The 15,004-nt window shown below is 71.1% G+C and carries 11 protein-coding genes; 3 read left to right on the top strand and 8 right to left on the bottom strand.

Going from position 1 to position 15,004, the window contains the following annotated elements; translation table 11 throughout:
• Positions 1-26: 26 nt before the first annotated feature.
• From HQN59_RS26780 to HQN59_RS09100, 4 genes are all read right to left on the bottom strand, one after another.
• On the bottom strand, positions 27-4,556 hold the full coding sequence (locus HQN59_RS26780) for a translocation/assembly module TamB domain-containing protein (protein WP_176068304.1): 4,530 nt from the start codon (positions 4,554-4,556) through the stop codon (positions 27-29).
• A gap of 184 nt (positions 4,557-4,740) precedes the next feature.
• Positions 4,741-6,609 carry an autotransporter assembly complex protein TamA gene (locus tag HQN59_RS09090; protein WP_176068306.1) on the bottom strand — a complete coding sequence of 623 codons (1,869 nt, stop codon included), beginning with the start codon at positions 6,607-6,609 and terminating at the stop codon, positions 4,741-4,743.
• Positions 6,606-7,796: a vWA domain-containing protein gene (locus HQN59_RS09095; protein ID WP_176068308.1), complete on the bottom strand. Its 1,191-nt coding sequence runs from the start codon at positions 7,794-7,796 to the stop codon at positions 6,606-6,608. Before HQN59_RS09095 ends, HQN59_RS09090 begins: the two co-directional genes overlap by 4 nt.
• Positions 7,797-7,896: 100 nt before the next feature.
• Complete coding sequence (locus HQN59_RS09100) at positions 7,897-9,240, bottom strand: erythromycin esterase family protein (protein WP_176068310.1); 1,344 nt, start codon at positions 9,238-9,240, stop codon at positions 7,897-7,899.
• A gap of 186 nt (positions 9,241-9,426) precedes the next feature.
• Between HQN59_RS09100 and HQN59_RS09105 the strand changes: the two genes are divergently transcribed.
• Complete coding sequence (locus HQN59_RS09105) at positions 9,427-9,741, top strand: high-potential iron-sulfur protein (RefSeq protein ID WP_176068312.1); 315 nt, start codon at positions 9,427-9,429, stop codon at positions 9,739-9,741.
• Positions 9,742-9,766: 25 nt separating this feature from the next.
• On the opposite strand, the gene HQN59_RS09110 is transcribed toward HQN59_RS09105, so the two are convergent.
• Together HQN59_RS09110 and HQN59_RS09115 are read right to left on the bottom strand one after the other, a co-directional pair.
• Entirely contained in the window at positions 9,767-10,360 is a 594-nt protein-coding gene (locus HQN59_RS09110; RefSeq protein WP_176068314.1) for a GNAT family N-acetyltransferase, read from the bottom strand.
• A 212-nt stretch (positions 10,361-10,572) separates the two neighbouring features.
• On the bottom strand, positions 10,573-11,415 hold the full coding sequence (locus HQN59_RS09115; RefSeq protein ID WP_176068316.1) for an AAA family ATPase: 843 nt from the start codon (positions 11,413-11,415) through the stop codon (positions 10,573-10,575).
• A 79-nt stretch (positions 11,416-11,494) separates the two neighbouring features.
• Here HQN59_RS09115 and HQN59_RS09120 point away from each other — a divergent pair, with 79 nt between their 5' ends.
• Positions 11,495-12,178 carry a c-type cytochrome gene (locus tag HQN59_RS09120; RefSeq protein ID WP_176068508.1) on the top strand — a complete coding sequence of 228 codons (684 nt, stop codon included), beginning with the start codon at positions 11,495-11,497 and terminating at the stop codon, positions 12,176-12,178.
• Positions 12,179-12,245: 67 nt separating this feature from the next.
• Positions 12,246-13,817, top strand: coding sequence for an ABC transporter substrate-binding protein (locus HQN59_RS09125; RefSeq protein ID WP_176068318.1), 1,572 nt, complete (start codon positions 12,246-12,248; stop codon positions 13,815-13,817).
• A 45-nt stretch (positions 13,818-13,862) separates the two neighbouring features.
• On the opposite strand, the gene fliR is transcribed toward HQN59_RS09125, so the two are convergent.
• Together fliR and fliQ are read right to left on the bottom strand one after the other, a co-directional pair.
• Positions 13,863-14,624 carry a flagellar biosynthetic protein FliR gene (fliR, locus tag HQN59_RS09130; RefSeq protein ID WP_176068320.1) on the bottom strand — a complete coding sequence of 254 codons (762 nt, stop codon included), beginning with the start codon at positions 14,622-14,624 and terminating at the stop codon, positions 13,863-13,865.
• A gap of 97 nt (positions 14,625-14,721) precedes the next feature.
• Entirely contained in the window at positions 14,722-14,991 is a 270-nt protein-coding gene (fliQ, locus tag HQN59_RS09135; protein ID WP_176068322.1) for a flagellar biosynthesis protein FliQ, read from the bottom strand.
• Between the last annotated feature and the right edge of the window lie 13 nt (positions 14,992-15,004).

Raw genomic sequence — 15,004 nt, forward strand, 5'->3', positions numbered from 1 at the left:
TCAGGGCTCGAGTGCCCCGCTGCCCCTCACTTCCATCGCAGCGTCCAGTTCACGTCCACCGCGTTGTCCCCGCCCGCCTGCGCCTTGACGGTGAGCCGGCGACCCAGCCTGTAGATCAGCTGCCAGCTGCCGGTCGCGGCGTTGAGGCCGCGCTCGTAGCCGAGGTACCAGTTCTTCGAGATCTGCTTGCCGATGGTGACGATCGCGTCGCTGACGCCGCCTTCGCCAGCGCTCACCGACAGGGTGTCGAGGCCGAGGCTCTTGGTGATGCGGTCCATCGCACCGGGTCCCTCGCCGGCGAGCAGGGCGAGCGCGGCGCGCTGCAGCAGCGCGGTTTCGGTTCCGCCGGTGGTGGTGCTGGCCTTGCCGAGCACGAGCCAGCTCAGCTTGTCCATGTCGGACATCTCGGGCTCGGAGAACAGGCGCACGCGAGGCGCGAGCACGGTGCCGGTGACGACGACGCCGACCCTGACGTCGAGGTCGGGCCGGGTCGCCTGCACGTCGAGGCGCGGGTTGTCGAGGGGGCCGACGAACGAGATGATGGCCCGGTTGATCGCCAGCTTCTGGCCGTACGCCTGGTAGGTGCCGTCGACGGCGCGGATCGCGCCGTTGGCCGAAAGGCGCCCCTGCGGCGACGTGAGGTGCACCTCGCCGCGCAGGCGCGCGTCGATCCCGCGGCCGCGGATCTGCAGGCGGTTGCCGACGTCGACGCGCAGGTCCAGGTCGACCTTGCGGCCGACCGGGGGTTCGGCCGGCACCGCCGCATTCGCGCGGCTCTGCGCGGCCGGCGACGCGGTGCCCTGCGGGCGCCGCACCACCACGACGTCATCGCCGAGCGTCGGCGCGTCGGAGCGCGTGAAGTCCACCAGGCCCTCGTCGACCTTGAAGTTGCCGCTCACGGCGATGGTCTTGGCGTCGAGGCGCAGCGCGCCGCTGCCGCTGGCGACGATGCGGCGGTCGACGCGGCCGAGCAACTGAAAGCTCTCGGCGACCATGCGCAGGTTCGCCTCGGGCGACTCGCCGAAGCTCGCCCCGCCGCTGATCTGCAGCGTGCCGCTGCCGCCGCGCGCGCTGAAGCGCTCGATGCGCGCGGTCTCGCCCTGCAGCGCGATCACGAGCTCGCCGTCGGTGATGTTCACGCCCTGCAGGAAGTGGCGGACCGAGATGCGCGTGCCTTCCACACGACCGGTATACGAGGGCGCGCCGATGCGGCCGCCGATCGCGGCGCTCGCGTTGAGGCTGCCGCCGAGGCGCCAGCCGGCCGGCAGCCAGCTCGCGTACGTCGCGAGGTCGGGCGCGCGCAGCGTCACATTGCCGCTGATCGGCGTCGCGGCGGTTGGCCAGTCGGTCTCGCTCGCGGTGCGCGCGGTCACGTTGCCGGCGAGCACGCCGATGGTGCTGCCGGCGACGTCGGTGCGCAGCGTCCACACGCCGCGCTCGGCGCCGACTGCGACGCGCAGTGCGGTCAGGCCCATGCTCTGCTTGCCGAAGTCCTGGTTGACGATCAGGTCGCCGCGTGCGCGCTCCACCACGATGTCGGCCCTGATGACGGGCGCGCTGCGGATGTCGATGCGGGCGCCGACCGCAAGGTCGCCCTCCCAGCCGAAGTCAGGCTGGAACTGGCGCAGCAGCGGCGCCACCTCGATCGGGTCGACCGTGGCCTGCACGTCGAGGCGCGCCGCCGACGTGCCGGCAGGGGCGCCCTGGTAGGCGATGCGGCTCCAGCGCAGCAGCGCGCCGAGCACGCTCGCGCTGCCGGGCTCGACGTCAACGCGGAGCGGCGCGCCGCCCCAGGCCACGCTGCCGCGCACGTCGCGCATCTCGACCCAGCTGCGGCGCGGCGCGGCGACGCTGCGCGCGGCGGCCTCGACGATGCGGCCGCGCCAGCCGGCGGCGCGCTGGCCGTTGGCGTCGAAGAGGCCGCCTTCGACGCCGAGCACGACTTCGCTGCGGCCGCTCGGTGCTGCCGAGGCGGCGCGCGGAGCGGCGGACGACGGTGCCGGGCTCGTTGCAGAGGCGGTGGCGACCAGCGCATCGGCCCACGCCGGCGGCAGGGCGGCCGACTCGAGGCGCAGGTCGGCGCGATGCTCGGCCGCGGTGCCGTCGACGCGGAGCGCGGCCTGGCCGATCGTGCGGCCTTCGCTGACGAGACCGTCGACGTCGAGCGTCGCCTCGACCCGTGCGTCGGCGGCGCTGCCGGCGCTCCAGCGGCCGTCCGCGCGCTGCAGCGCCAGGGTGCCGTAACGCAGGTCGGCGGCGTGCAGCTCGCCTTGGGTGGTCACCGTCGGCCAGCGCCCGGCGACGCGGGCGTTGGCGTCGACGCGACCGCCGACTGCCCCGGCAACCCCGGCGCGCGCCAGCAGCGGTGCCAGTGCACCGAGTTCCGGTGCGGCGAGCGTGACCTGCCACTCGTCGGCACGCCCGTTTGCGCCGCGCGGCGCGAGCTGGCCGCGGCCGCTCGCGCGGTTGGCCGCGGCAGCCACGTCGAAGGCGACGCGCGCGCGCCCGTCGGAGTTGGCGAAGCTCGCGCTCGCCTCCAGCGGCAAGCCGATCAGCAGGCTGTCACGCACCGCGAGCTCCGCGCTGCCGCGCGTCACGGCGAGCGTGTCGAAGATCGACGCGTTGGCGCCGGCGTCGCCCAGCAGGAGATCGAAGGTTCCCTGGGCGTTGATGCGGCTGGGCGCCGCCGCGGCGCTGCGTTGCGCGGCGGGGGTCTGAACCGTGCGAGCGGCCGCCGTGCGCACGGCCGCACGCGCTGACCGGGTCGGCGCGGCAGCCGACGCAGTCGCGCTGCGTGCGCCCGTTCCGGCGCTCGTCTGTGCGCTTCGGGCGGCGGTCGCGGCGCGCCCGCGCGGCGTCGGCGCCGCGGCGCCCGGCCACCACGGGTTCGGGTCGAACTCCGCGACGTTCAGGCGCCCGGCGGCGCGCCACGGGGCGGCGTCCGTGCTGCGGCTGAGACGGCCGGTGAGCGCGGCGCGCGCCGCGCCAAGCGTCGCTTCGACGGTCTCCAGGTCGACGGTGTTGCCGGCGGCGCGCACGTCGAGCCTGATGCGGGCGTCGCGCGGCGCGTTGCGAGGCAGCGCGGGGTCGAGCAGCTCGCCCGCGATGTCGGCGCGCACCGCGAAGCTGCGCGCGGGTGCAGCGGCAGAGGCTGCGGCTGCGGGCGCTGTCGCTGCGGAAGGTGCCGACGCGCGCGTGCCCGAGGCGCTCGGCGTCGACCCCCTTGCGCGGGGTGCCGTGCGTGCGGCGGGCGGCGCGGCCGTCGCCGTTGCGGTACCTACGGCCTCGCTGGTCAGCGCCACCTGCCCGCTCAACGCCGCCTGCGGCGCGCGCGCATCGAGCAGCGCCGGGCGCACGCCCTGCAGCTCGAGCGCCAGGTTTGCGAGCGTCGGCGCCCAGCGTCCGCTGCCGGCCAGGCGGCCGGCGTCGCCGTCAGTGCCGCCGAGGTCGGCGCTCAGCGTGCGGACTTCGACGATGCTCGGGTCGTCGGCGCGCGCCCGCAGCTCGGCGCGTATGCGCCGCACCGGCAACAGGCCGGCGTCGACGCGGCCGGCGCGCGCGTTCGCGAGGTCGAGCGAGACCACGACCGGTTGGTCGATGGCACGCGTCGTGACCAGCGCACCGCCGCTCAGCGAGGTCGCCGGCAGGCCCGGCGCGAACGCCGAAAGGTCGAGGTCGCGGGTGCGCGCGTCGAGTTCGCCGAGCGGCCAGGCGGCGAACGGCTGCAGCGTGGCGCGGGCGTCGAGCGCCTGCGGGCCGTGCGTGGCGGTCGGCGTGACGCGTGCGGTCGCAGACAGCGGCAGGGTGCCGAGCGGCCCGTCGGCGGCGACGCGCGCCTGCCACGCCGGCTCGCCGCCGACGCTGCGCGCGTCGACCGTCGCCGCGACGGCGAACGGCGGGTCGGCGGCGATCGACGCCGACCCGCTCGCCGCGGCCGGTCCGTACGCGACGGCCAAGTCGTCGACGCGATGGCGCGCGCCGCCTTCGGCGCCGACGTGAAGGCGCGCACGCAAATCGCGGATCGGCGTCGCCTCGGCGCTGCCGACGCGCAGCTCGCCGACGCTCGCGGCGCCGACCAGCAGCTCGAGCGGCAGGCGCAGGCTGTCGGGTGCGCGCCGCGGCTCGGCCGGTCCGGTGTCGGCGTCCGGGACGAAGAGCACGCGATCGGCGTGCAGGGTTGCGATCTCGACGCGCAGCCAGCGCCCATCGCTGCCGCGCGCCACCTGCAGCCCGGTCCAGCGCGGCCGCTCGAGGAGGAGCCGCCCCGACGCGCCGATCCGCACGTCGATCCGCTCGGCGCCGAAGTCTCCGATCAGCGAGCCGGTCGGCGCGACCGCCGTGACGCCGGGCGCCATCGAGAGCAACCAGGCCGTGCCGGAGGGCGTGCGCGCGGCCCAGAGCAGGGCACCGACGCCGACGACGAGCAGCAGGACGAGGGCGCCGACGATTCCGGAGACCCAGCGCCACGGGTGGTGCCCGCGCGGGGGCGGGGCGCCGTCGGGACCGCCGCCGGGCCGGTCGGTGCCGCCGGGTGGCACGGGGGCAGCGGGCGGCACGGCGCCGGGCGGTGGGAGGCTTTCACCCGGCAACGCGGCCGGAGCCGAGGCCGTCGCCGCAGCGGGCGGCAGCGAGCGGGTCGGCGTTCCGCCGCCCGCGTCGCCTGAGCCGTCGGAAGCGCCGGCACCGCCGAGCGCTCCCGTCCCTTGACCCACCGGCCGCTCGCTCACCGTGCCGGGCCCTTCAGAACGCCACGCCGACGCTGAGATGCAGGCGCGCGCGCCGCACCGCTTCGCCGTATGCCAGGTCGAGGCGCAGCACGCCGACCGGGCTGCGGAAGTGCACGCCGACGCCGGTGCCGAACACCGGGCTCCAGTCGCCCCAGCGGTCAGCGGCGTTGCCGGCGTCGATGAAGACGGCGCCGAGCAGTTGCGGCAGGCTCGCCAAGATCGGGTGCTCGGCCTCGACGCTGCCGGTCAGCAGCACTCGGCCGCCGACCACCGTGCCGTCGATCTCGTGGCCGAGGTCGCGATAGCCGTAGCCGCGCACCGAGTTGTCGCCGCCGGCGCGAAAGAGCAGGGTGTCGGGCACCGCGATGCGGTTGTTGACGAACACCTGGCCGGCCTCGAGGCGCCCGTTCAGGTACCACGAGCCGAACGGCTTGTAGGCGTTGATGCGGCCGTAGGTGCGCAGGAATGGGCCGCGCGCGTCTTCCTTGCCCGGGCGGCTGGCGCGCGTCTCGCTGCCGATGCCGTAGCCGAGCGCGCCCTGCAGCGAGATCACCGAGCCGCGCGTCGGCAGCAGCACGCTGTCGACGTCGCGACGCAGCCACTGGTAGTGCACCGCGGCGGCGTCGCTCGTCGTCGCCACCTCGTCGCTGCCGACACGGCTGTGCGAAAGCTCGGCGAAGTAGACGCGCTCGTAGCGGCCGGTGTCCTTGGTCCGACCGACCCGCAGCGCGGCCGAGTTGCGCGTCTCGTCGTCGTTCTTGAGCTGCTCGAGGTTGATGCCGACCAGCGTGCTCGAGAGGTCGTTGCGCGGGTAGGAAGTGAAGTCGGTACCGATCGAGCGCAGCTCCGAGCCGAGCACCAGCGTGCTGTGCGCGATCCACGGCCAGCCGAACACCTTGCGGTCGTAGTGGTCGACCGAGAAGCGCGCACCGGTGTTGGCGCTGTAGCCGACGCCGAACGTCGCCTGGTGCTGCGGCAGCTCGCGCACGCGCACCGTCACCGGCGCGCCCTCGGGCGGCCCGTTCTCGACGTCGACCGTCACCGCAGCGCCCTGGAACAGCCCGACCTTGACGAGGCGCTCCTGGTAGTCGAGCACCGCCTTCTCGCTGTAGACGTCGCCGAGCGCGAACGGCGCGAGGCGGCGCACCACCGCCGGGTCGTAGCGCTCGGTGCCTTCGACGCGCACCGCGCCGAAGTGAAACAGCGGGCCGCCGTCGACGGTGAGGTCGAGCGTGGCGCTCGCCGCCTCGGCGTCGATGCGCGCCATGGTCTCGCGCCAGGTCGCGAGCGGGTAGCCGTCGCCGCGCAGCTCGCCGAGCGCAGCGGTCTTCGCGCTCGACCAGGCGGCCTGGCGAAACGGCTGGCCCGGGTCGAGCGTCCAGTTGCGGCGCATCCGCTCGATGCGGTCCTTCGAGCGGTCTTCGCGGGTCGGGGTGCGCGGGGCGATCGGCGTGGCGGACTGGATGGTCACGCTCTTGATCGTGGTGCGCCGGCCGGGCTCGACCTTCACCGTGACGCGCGCCTTGCCGTCGGCGTCGGCGCTCTGCGTCGCGCTGACGATCGCGTCGAAGTAGCCCTCGGTTTCGAGCAGCGACTTGGCCTGCGCCGGCGCGGCGGCGACCAGCCGCTCGAGCTCGGGGCCGCTGATCGCGTCGCTCTGGGGTGCCTTCTGAAAACGCGCGAGGTCGAGATATTCGGTGAGCAGCGTCTTCAGCGCCCCGGGCGCCTCGACGTCGAGCTCGTACAGCACCACCTGCGGCTCCTCGCTCGCCTCGGCTGCCGACTTTGCATCGTCGTCCTTGCCGAAGAACGGCAGGCTCGCGCAACCGCCGAGCAGCCCGGTGGCGAGCAGCAGTGCCGCCGCGCCGAGCGGCCCCCTCATTTGCTGAGCAGGCGCATCGCCCCTTCGAGACCCGGCAGCGTGAGCGGGAACATGCGGTGGTTCATGAGCTGCTGGATCACCGCGATGCTCTGGCGATAGCCCCAGACGCCCTGCGGCTCCGGATTGATCCAGGCGAACTTCGGGAACGCGTGGGTCAGGCGTGCCAGCCATTCGGCGCCGGGTTCCTCGTTGTTGTATTCGACGCTGCCGCCCGGCTGCAGGATCTCGTAGGGGCTCATCGTCGCGTCGCCGACGAAGATCAGCTTGTAGTCCTTGTTGTACGTGCGGATCACGTCCATCGTCGGGAACTTCTCGGCGTAGCGGCGCCGGTTGTTCTTCCACATGAAGTCGTAGACGCAGTTGTGGAAGTAGAAGAACTCGAGGTGCTTGAACTCGCTCTTGGCGGCGCTGAACATCTCCTCGACGCGGTGGATGTGCTCGTCCATCGTGCCGCCGACATCCATCAGCAGCAGCACCTTCACGCGGTTGTGACGCTCCGGCACCATCTTGATGTCGAGCCAGCCGGCGTTCTTCGAGGTCGAGCGGATGGTGTCGTCGAGGTCGAGCTCTTCCTCGGCGCCTTCGCGCGCGAAGCGACGCAGGCGCCGCAGCGCCACCTTGATGTTGCGGGTGCCGAGCTCGACGTTGTCGTCGTAGTCCTTGAACTGGCGCTGGTCCCAGACCTTCACCGCGCTCCGGTTGCGGCCCTTGTCCTGGCCGATGCGGATGCCCTGCGGGTTGTAGCCGTAGGCACCGAACGGGCTGGTGCCGCCGGTGCCGATCATCTTGTTGCCGCCTTCGTGGCGCTCCTTCTGCTCCTCGAAACGCTTCTTGAGCGTCTCCATCAGCTCGTCCCAGCCCATCTTCTCGATCGCCGCCTTCTCCTCGGGCGAGAGCTCGAGCTCGAACTTCTTCTGCAGCCACTCGAGCGGCACGTCCTGGGTGAAGTCGGTCAGCAGCTCGACGCCCTTGAAGTACGCCGCGAACGCGCGGTCGAACTTGTCGAACTGGGTCTCGTCCTTGACCAACGCCGTGCGCGCCAGGTAGTAGAAGCTGTCGACCGTCGGCGCGCCGCTCGCCTCGTCGTCGATCACGCCGGCCTTGATGGCCTCCAGCAGCGTCAGGTACTCCTTGACCGAAACCTTGAGCTTGGCGGCGCGCAGCGTGAAGAAGAAGTTGATCAGCATGGGGCGGGTCCGGCCGGCGGGTGGTCGAGGATAGCCCGCATGCCAAGCCGCACGGCAGCCTGGGGGGATCGCGCCGCGAGCGGCGCACCGCAGCCGACGCTCAAAGGCCGGACGGGAAGGTCTCGGGCGCCTCCGGCGGTGCGGGCGCGGCGACGACGCCGAGCGGACGCAGCGCCTCGGTGGTGTCGATGTGCACCACGGCGTCGAACTGGCGCGCCAGCGAGGCGTCGAAGTAGTGGCTCCAGCGTTCGGTGTCAGGACGGTAGATCACGCCGATCGCGCGTTCGAGGCGTTCTTCGGCAAGCGCGCGGCGCAGCTCGGGCGCCGCGTTGCGCAGCCCGAGCAGGAAGCGCTCGCCGCCGCTGTCGTGCAGCACGCGCTCGATGCTGTCGGGGCGCGACGGCAGCACGCGCTTGGTTTGGCTCGGCTCGTCCCAGTCGTGCGCCGCGGTCACCGTGCCGGTGTGGGTCGTGAAGCCGAGCAGGAAGGTTTCGCCGGGCGCGGTGAAGCCCTCGCGTGCGAGCTGCCCGAGGTTGAGCTGGCCGTGGCGTGCCGAGTCGGTGGCGCGCGCGTCGCCGACGTGCGAGTTGTGCGCCCACACGACGATGCGCGCCGGCCGGCCGCGGCGCCGCTCGATGTGGTCGGCGAGCAGTTGAAGCGTCTCGCCCATGTGGCGGTCGCGCACGTTCCACGAGTCGGTGCGGCCACCGAACATGGTGCGGTAGTAGACCTCGGCGTTGTGGACCACGCGCGCGTTCTGCTGGGCGTAGAACAGCTCGTCGCTCGCCGCGCCGCCGTCGCGACGGAGCTTTCCGGCGCCGGCTCGGCAGAGCTCGGCGAGCTGCAGCAGCACGCCGCGCTCGCAGCCCGGGCGCATGCCGAAGCTCACCGCGTGCCCGTAGGCCTGCGGGTCGTCGGCCAGGTCGTCGAAGCAGGCGTAGCGGGCGCGCGCGCGGCGCGCCGCTTCCGGGTCCTCCCGATCGAGGTAGCGCACCACGGCGTCCATCGACTCGCGCAGGCTGTAGAGATCGAGCCCGAAAAAGCCGACGCGCTCGTCGGCCTGCCGGCTCGCGTTGTGCGCGCGCAGCCCTTCGAGCCAGCGCACGACCTCGGTGTTGCGCCACATCCAGCGCGGAAAGCGCTCGAAGTCGCCGAGCGCTTGTTCGGCCGTGCCGTCGGAGCCGGCGCCCTGCGCATAGCGGCTCGCGCGCAGCGCCGCCGGCCAGTCGGCCTCGGCCGCGACGGCGTCGAAGCCCTTCCGTTCGATCAGGCGGCGCGTCACCTCGGCGCGCACCCGGTAGAACTCGCGCGTGCCGTGGGTCGACTCGCCGAGCAGGACGATGCGCGAGTCGCCGATCGCCTCGACGATGGCGTCGACGTCGCCGAGGTCGTCGAGCGGCACGGCGTGGCGCCCGATCGCGGCGCTGAGGTCGGCCGGTTTCATGCGGGAAGCGCGGCAAGCCGCGTGCCAAAAGCAGCGGCGGCAGGGATGCGGCTGTCCGTCGATGCGGGGTGGCGGTCACGCGGGTTGCGCGAGCGTCCGCCTCGGGAGCGGTGGCGAGGGCCGAAACGCGCACGGCGGGCATGCCGGATGCCGCTCGCGCTGCCTCACTTCCACCCCGAGACTCCGATGACGAACCGACGCATCTTCCTCACGTGGCTGCCCGCTGCCGGTGCGGCGCTCGCTGCCGCCAACGCGACAGCCCAGACCCCTGCGCCGATGGTCGACGAGAAGGAGCCGCAGGCCGTCGCGCTCGGCTACGTGCACGACGCCAAGCGCGTCGACAAGGCCAAGTTCCCGAAGTACGCGCCGCCGCAGCGCTGCGCGATCTGCCAGTTCTACCAAGGCGCGGCGACGCTGCCGACGGCGCCGTGCACGCTCTTCGCCGGCAAGCGCGTCGCCGGTCCCGGCTGGTGCAGCGCCTACGTGCCGAAGGCCGCCTGAGGTCGCGACGCCGCGCCGCGCGCGATCAGCGCGGCCTGTCGAGCTGCCAGCGCAGTTGCGCCTTGACCTCCGGCCACTCGCCGGCGGCGAGGCTGTACATGACGGTGTCGCGCACCGTGCCGTCGCGGCGCAGCGCGTGGTGGCGCAGCACGCCGTCGCGGCGCGCACCCAGCCGCTCGATCGCGCGCTGGCTCGCGAAGTTGAAGTTGTCGGTGCGCCAGCCGACCAGCCGGGCGCCGAGCGTCTCGAACGCGTGCGTCATCAGCAGCAGCTTGGCGCTGGTGTTCACGTGGGTGCGCTGGCGACTCTTCGCGTACCACGTGTAGCCGATCTCGAGGCGCTCGACGGCGGGCACGATGTCGTGGAAGCTGGTCGAACCGATCACCTCGCCGGTCGCGGCGTCGATCACCGCGAACGCGAGCCGATGGCCCTCGGCGAAGCCCTGCAGTGCGCGCTCGACGTAGCCCCGCGTGTCGTCGGGCTCCGGAACGCTGGTGACGCGGATCGTCCACAGCTCGCCGTCGGCCGCGGCACGCTTGAGACCGTCGACGTGTTGGAGGGTCAGCGGCTCGAGTCGAACGCGCTCGCATCCCAGCGTGACGGGTTCTACAGGCAACATGCCTCGAAGCGTGGAGATGCCGTCGCGAGCGGGCCGAGGTCGCGGCGAAAAGCGCAGCCGGACAGGCGTACGGCGAGCATCGCAGGCGCGAGATCGACCCGCGCAGCAGGCAGATCCACTTCTCTGACGAGTTGTGGTTCCGGCCGGCGCTGCGCGCCTTCACATGGCGTTGCCATGCGAGCCTCCACCGCAACCGATGAACGCTGTCGCGTTCATCGGTTGTGACGCTGCATGAAGACGAGCTTCTCGAACAGCGACACGTCCTGCTCGTTCTTCAGCAGCGCCCCGACCAGCGGGGGCACCGCCACCTTCTCGTCCTTGCTCTGCAGCGCCTCGAGCGGAATGTCCTCGGCGACCAGGAGCTTCAGCCAGTCGAGCAATTCCGACGTGCTCGGCTTCTTCTTGAGGCCCGGCAGGTTGCGCACGTCGTAGAAGTTCTTCAGCGCCGCCGCGAGCAGGCCCTTCTTGAGATCGGGAAAGTGCACGTCGACGATGCGCTGCATCGTCTCGGCATCGGGGAACTTGATGTAGTGGAAGAAGCAGCGGCGCAGGAACGCGTCCGGGAGCTCCTTCTCGTTGTTCGAGGTGATGAAGACCAGCGGCCGGTGCCTGGCCTTGACGAGCTCGCGCGTCTCGTAGACGTAGAACTCCATGCGGTCGATCTCGCGCAGGAGGTCGTTCGGGAACTCGATGTCCGCCTTGTCGATCTCGTCGATCAGCAGCACGACGGGCTGGTCGGCGCTGAAGGCTTGCCACAGCACACCCTTGACGATGTAGTTGTGGATGTCCTTGACGCGCTCGTCGCCGAGCTGGCTGTCGCGCAGCCGGCTGACGGCGTCGTACTCGTACAGGCCCTGCTGTGCCTTGGTCGTCGACTTGATGTGCCACTGCAGGAGCGGCATGCCGAGCGCGCCGGCGACTTCCTCGGCCAGCATCGTCTTGCCGGTGCCGGGCTCGCCCTTGATCAGAAGCGGCCGCTTGAGCGTGGCGGCGGCGTTCACCGCGAGCATCAGGTCGGGCGTCGCGACGTAGTTTTCGGAGCCTTGGAACTTCATGGGCGCCCTGCGGGAAGAGGGCGGCCAGTATAGGGCCCGCCCCTATAATCGCCGGTTGCATCCGCTCATTCGCGTCACCATGAAAACGCTGGTCTCCTTCTCGCTCGCCGCGCTGGTCGCCACCGGCATCGCGTCGACTGCAACCGCGCAGCAGCCTCCGGTTCAGCAGCCGAACGTCTCGCCGACGACGGTTCCGGTCAGCACTCAGATCGCGATGTGCACCGGCTGCCACAACATCCCCGGCTACCAGGCGAGCTTTCCCGAGGTCCACAAGGTTCCGATGATCGCCGGCCAGAGCGCCAAGTACATCGCCAACTCGCTGATGGCGTATCGCAAGGGCGAGCGCAAGCACCCGACGATGCGCTCGGTCGCGGTGACCATGAGCGACGCCGACATCAACGCGGTCGCCGACTATTACTCCAAGCTCGGCCAGGCCGAGCCGGCGCCGGCCAAGCCCGAGCACACGCCGCCTGCCAACGTGGCAGCCCTGCTGCAGAAGGCCAACTGCGCGTCGTGCCACGGCGAGAACTTCTCCAAGCCGATCGACCCGAGCTACCCCAAGCTCGCCGGCCAGTACGCCGACTACCTGTACGTTGCGCTCAAGTCGTACCAGATCGACAACAACCCGCACATCGGCCGCGGCAACGCGATCATGCAGGGCATGGCGCGCCCCTACACGCGTGCCGAGCTGCGCGTGCTGGCCAACTACCTGGCCTCGTTGCCGGGCGAGCTGCGCCTGATCGAGCAGTCGCGTTTCCGCTGAACCTCACGCGGCCGTGCGGCCGCTGCCGGCCGCACTTGGCCGGCTCGCCCTGCCATCGGAGGTCCGGATGAAACGTCTCGTCGTCGCCGCCGTGATCGGCACTCTGGGCTCGACCGTCGTGCACGCGCAGACCCTGCGCTGGGCGTCGCAGGGCGACCCGCAGACCATGGATCCGCACTCGCAGAACGAGTCGCTGACCAACCAGATGAACGGGCAGGTCTACGAGCGCCTGACCTCGCTCGACCGTCAGCTCAACATCGTGCCCGGCCTCGCGAGCGAGTGGCAGCAGGTCTCGCCGCTCGTGTGGCGCTTCAAGCTGCGCCCGAACGTCAAGTTCCATGACGGCTCGCCGTTCACGGCCGACGACGTCGTCTACTCGATCCAGCGCGCGCAGCAGAAGACCTCGCAGGTCAACAACTACGCGGTCGCGGTCGGCACCCCGAGGAAGGTCGACGACCTCACCGTCGAGTTCCAGCTCGCGGCGCCGAACCCGATCTTCCTGCAGCATCTCAACGGGCTGTGGATGATGAGCAGGAGCTGGAGCGAGAAGAACAAGGTCACGCGCCCGCTCGACTTCGCCGCCAAGGAAGAGAGCTTCGCGTCGCTGCACGCGAACGGCACCGGTCCCTACATGCTGGCGAGCCGTGCGCCCGGCATCCGCACCACCTACAGGCGCAACCCGGCGTACTGGGGCCGCATCGAAGGCAACGTGCAGGAGATCGTGTTCACGCCGATCGCCAACGATGCGACGCGTCTGGCGGCACTGGTCTCGGGCGAGGTCGACTTCGTGCTCGATCCATCGCCGCGCGACGTGCCGCGCCTCAAGAACACGCCGGGCGTGAAGGTGATCGAGGGGCCCGAGAACCGCATTGTCTTCATCGGCATGGACCAGGGCCGCGACGAGCTGCTCTACAGCAACGTCAAGGGCAAGAACCCCTTCAAGGACGTGCGGGTGCGGCGCGCCCTGTATCAGGCGATCGACATCGAGACCATCCGCAGCCGGCTGATGAATGGTCAGAGCTTTCCCACCGGCGGCATGACCCCGTCGCCCAAGGGCGCCTACAACGACCCGGAGCTCGAGCGACGGCTGCCGTACGACCTGGCGGAAGCGCGCAAGCTGATGCAGGAGGCCGGCTACCCCGACGGCTTCGAGGTGCAGCTCGACTGCCCCAACAACCGCTACATCAACGACGACGCGATCTGCGTCGCGCTCGCCAGCATGTGGGCGCAGCTCAAGGTGAAGGTGAAGGTGCTCGCGCAGCCGCGCGTCACCTACTTCCCGAAGATGCAGAAGTACGACCTCAGCATGTACATGCTGGGTTGGGGCGGCGACGTCACCGACGCCGAGACCACGCTCACGCCGGTGATGCGCAACCCCGGCGAGAACGGCATCGGCTCGTGGAACTGGGGCCGCTCGCGCAATGACAAGTTCGACGCGCTCGCCGCGCAGTCGAGCGTCGAGGCGGATCCGAAGAAGCGAGAGCTGCTGGTGAAGTCGGCGCTGCGCGAGTGGAAGGAGCAGGTCCACACGATCCCGCTGCACCGTCAGGTAATTCCGTGGGCCGCGCGCTCGAACGTCAACGTCGTGCACCGGGCCGACAACTGGCTCGAGGTGCAGTGGGTGACGGTCGGGAAGTAGGCGGGCGCTGAGGGCCGGCGCGGGCAGCCGCAGCTGCCGTCGCGGCTACTGGAAGTACGCCAGCATCCGCTCGAGCGCCATCGTGAACGGCGCCTGCATCAGCGGCAGCGTGAGCAGCACGCCGATCAGACCGACGCCCAAGGTGATCGGAAAGCCGATCGAGAAGATGTTCATCTGCTGGGCGACGCGCGAGATGACGCCGAGCACGATGTTGGTGAACAGCAGCATCGCGATCATCGGCAGCGCGATCCACAGGCCCAGCCCGAAGATCTCGCGGCCCCAGGTCTGCGGCTGAACGCTGCGCAGGAACGCGAACGGCTCGGGGCTTACCGGAAACGCGTGGAAGCTCTGCACCACCGCGGCGATCAGCATCAGATGGCCGCCGGTCACGATGAAGAGCCAGCTCACCGAGATGCCGAAGAAGCGGCTCATCGGCGTCGCCTCGCTGCCGCTGCCGGGGTTGAAGAAGCCCGAGAAGTTGAGGCCCATCTGCAGTCCGACGAGCTCGCCGGCGAGCTCGATCGCGCTGAAGACGATGCGTACCGCGAAGCCGAGCGCGATGCCGATGATGAGCTGCTGAACCACCGTCATGAAGCCGGCCGCCGAGTCGAGCGCGATCGTCGGCATGGTCGGCAACGTCGCCTGCGCGCAGAAGGCGACGAGGAACGCGAGCGCGATCTTGACGCGCATCGGCACGTTGCGCTGCGACAGGACCGGCAGCGAGCCGAACAGCGCGAGCACGCGGATGAACGGCCAGACGATGGGCGTGATCCACGCCAGCACCTGGGCTTCGGTGAAGGTCAGCATCGAAAGGGCAGGGCGTCTGACGCAGGCACGGCCGCGGGAGCCGACGGCGCGACGCAGCCGGTCGGCCGCGCGCCGCGGAACGGGATGGTCGGACCGTTCAGCCGACCACCGTCGGGATCGACTGCAGCGAGCGCTGCAGGAACTCCACCAGCGTGGTCAGCATCCACGGCCCGGCGATCGCGAGCACCGCGACCGCGGCGACGATCTTGGGCACGAACGACAGCGTCGCCTCGTGGATCTGCGTCGCCGCCTGGAAGATGCTGACCAGAAGGCCGACGCCGAGCACCACCAGGAGGATCGGTGCCGACACCATCAGCATCATGTAGAGGCCCTGCTGGCCTAGCGTGAAGACCTGTTGTGCGTCCATCGAAGATGCGATC

This window comes from Rhizobacter koreensis, from assembly GCF_013366375.1.
Classification (GTDB): domain Bacteria; phylum Pseudomonadota; class Gammaproteobacteria; order Burkholderiales; family Burkholderiaceae_C; genus Schlegelella_A; species Schlegelella_A koreensis.

Coding starts and splice junctions, on each gene's coding strand:
- HQN59_RS09090 (WP_176068306.1), bottom strand. CDS start 6,609: ATGAGGGGGCCGCTCGGCGCGGCGGCACTGCTGCTCGCCACCGGGCTG.
- HQN59_RS09095 (WP_176068308.1), bottom strand. CDS start 7,796: ATGCTGATCAACTTCTTCTTCACGCTGCGCGCCGCCAAGCTCAAGGTT.
- HQN59_RS09105 (WP_176068312.1), top strand. CDS start 9,427: ATGACGAACCGACGCATCTTCCTCACGTGGCTGCCCGCTGCCGGTGCG.
- HQN59_RS09110 (WP_176068314.1), bottom strand. CDS start 10,360: ATGTTGCCTGTAGAACCCGTCACGCTGGGATGCGAGCGCGTTCGACTC.
- HQN59_RS09125 (WP_176068318.1), top strand. CDS start 12,246: ATGAAACGTCTCGTCGTCGCCGCCGTGATCGGCACTCTGGGCTCGACC.
- HQN59_RS09115 (WP_176068316.1), bottom strand. CDS start 11,415: ATGAAGTTCCAAGGCTCCGAAAACTACGTCGCGACGCCCGACCTGATG.
- fliR (WP_176068320.1), bottom strand. CDS start 14,624: ATGCTGACCTTCACCGAAGCCCAGGTGCTGGCGTGGATCACGCCCATC.
- HQN59_RS09100 (WP_176068310.1), bottom strand. CDS start 9,240: ATGAAACCGGCCGACCTCAGCGCCGCGATCGGGCGCCACGCCGTGCCG.
- fliQ (WP_176068322.1), bottom strand. CDS start 14,991: ATGGACGCACAACAGGTCTTCACGCTAGGCCAGCAGGGCCTCTACATG.
- HQN59_RS09120 (WP_176068508.1), top strand. CDS start 11,495: ATGAAAACGCTGGTCTCCTTCTCGCTCGCCGCGCTGGTCGCCACCGGC.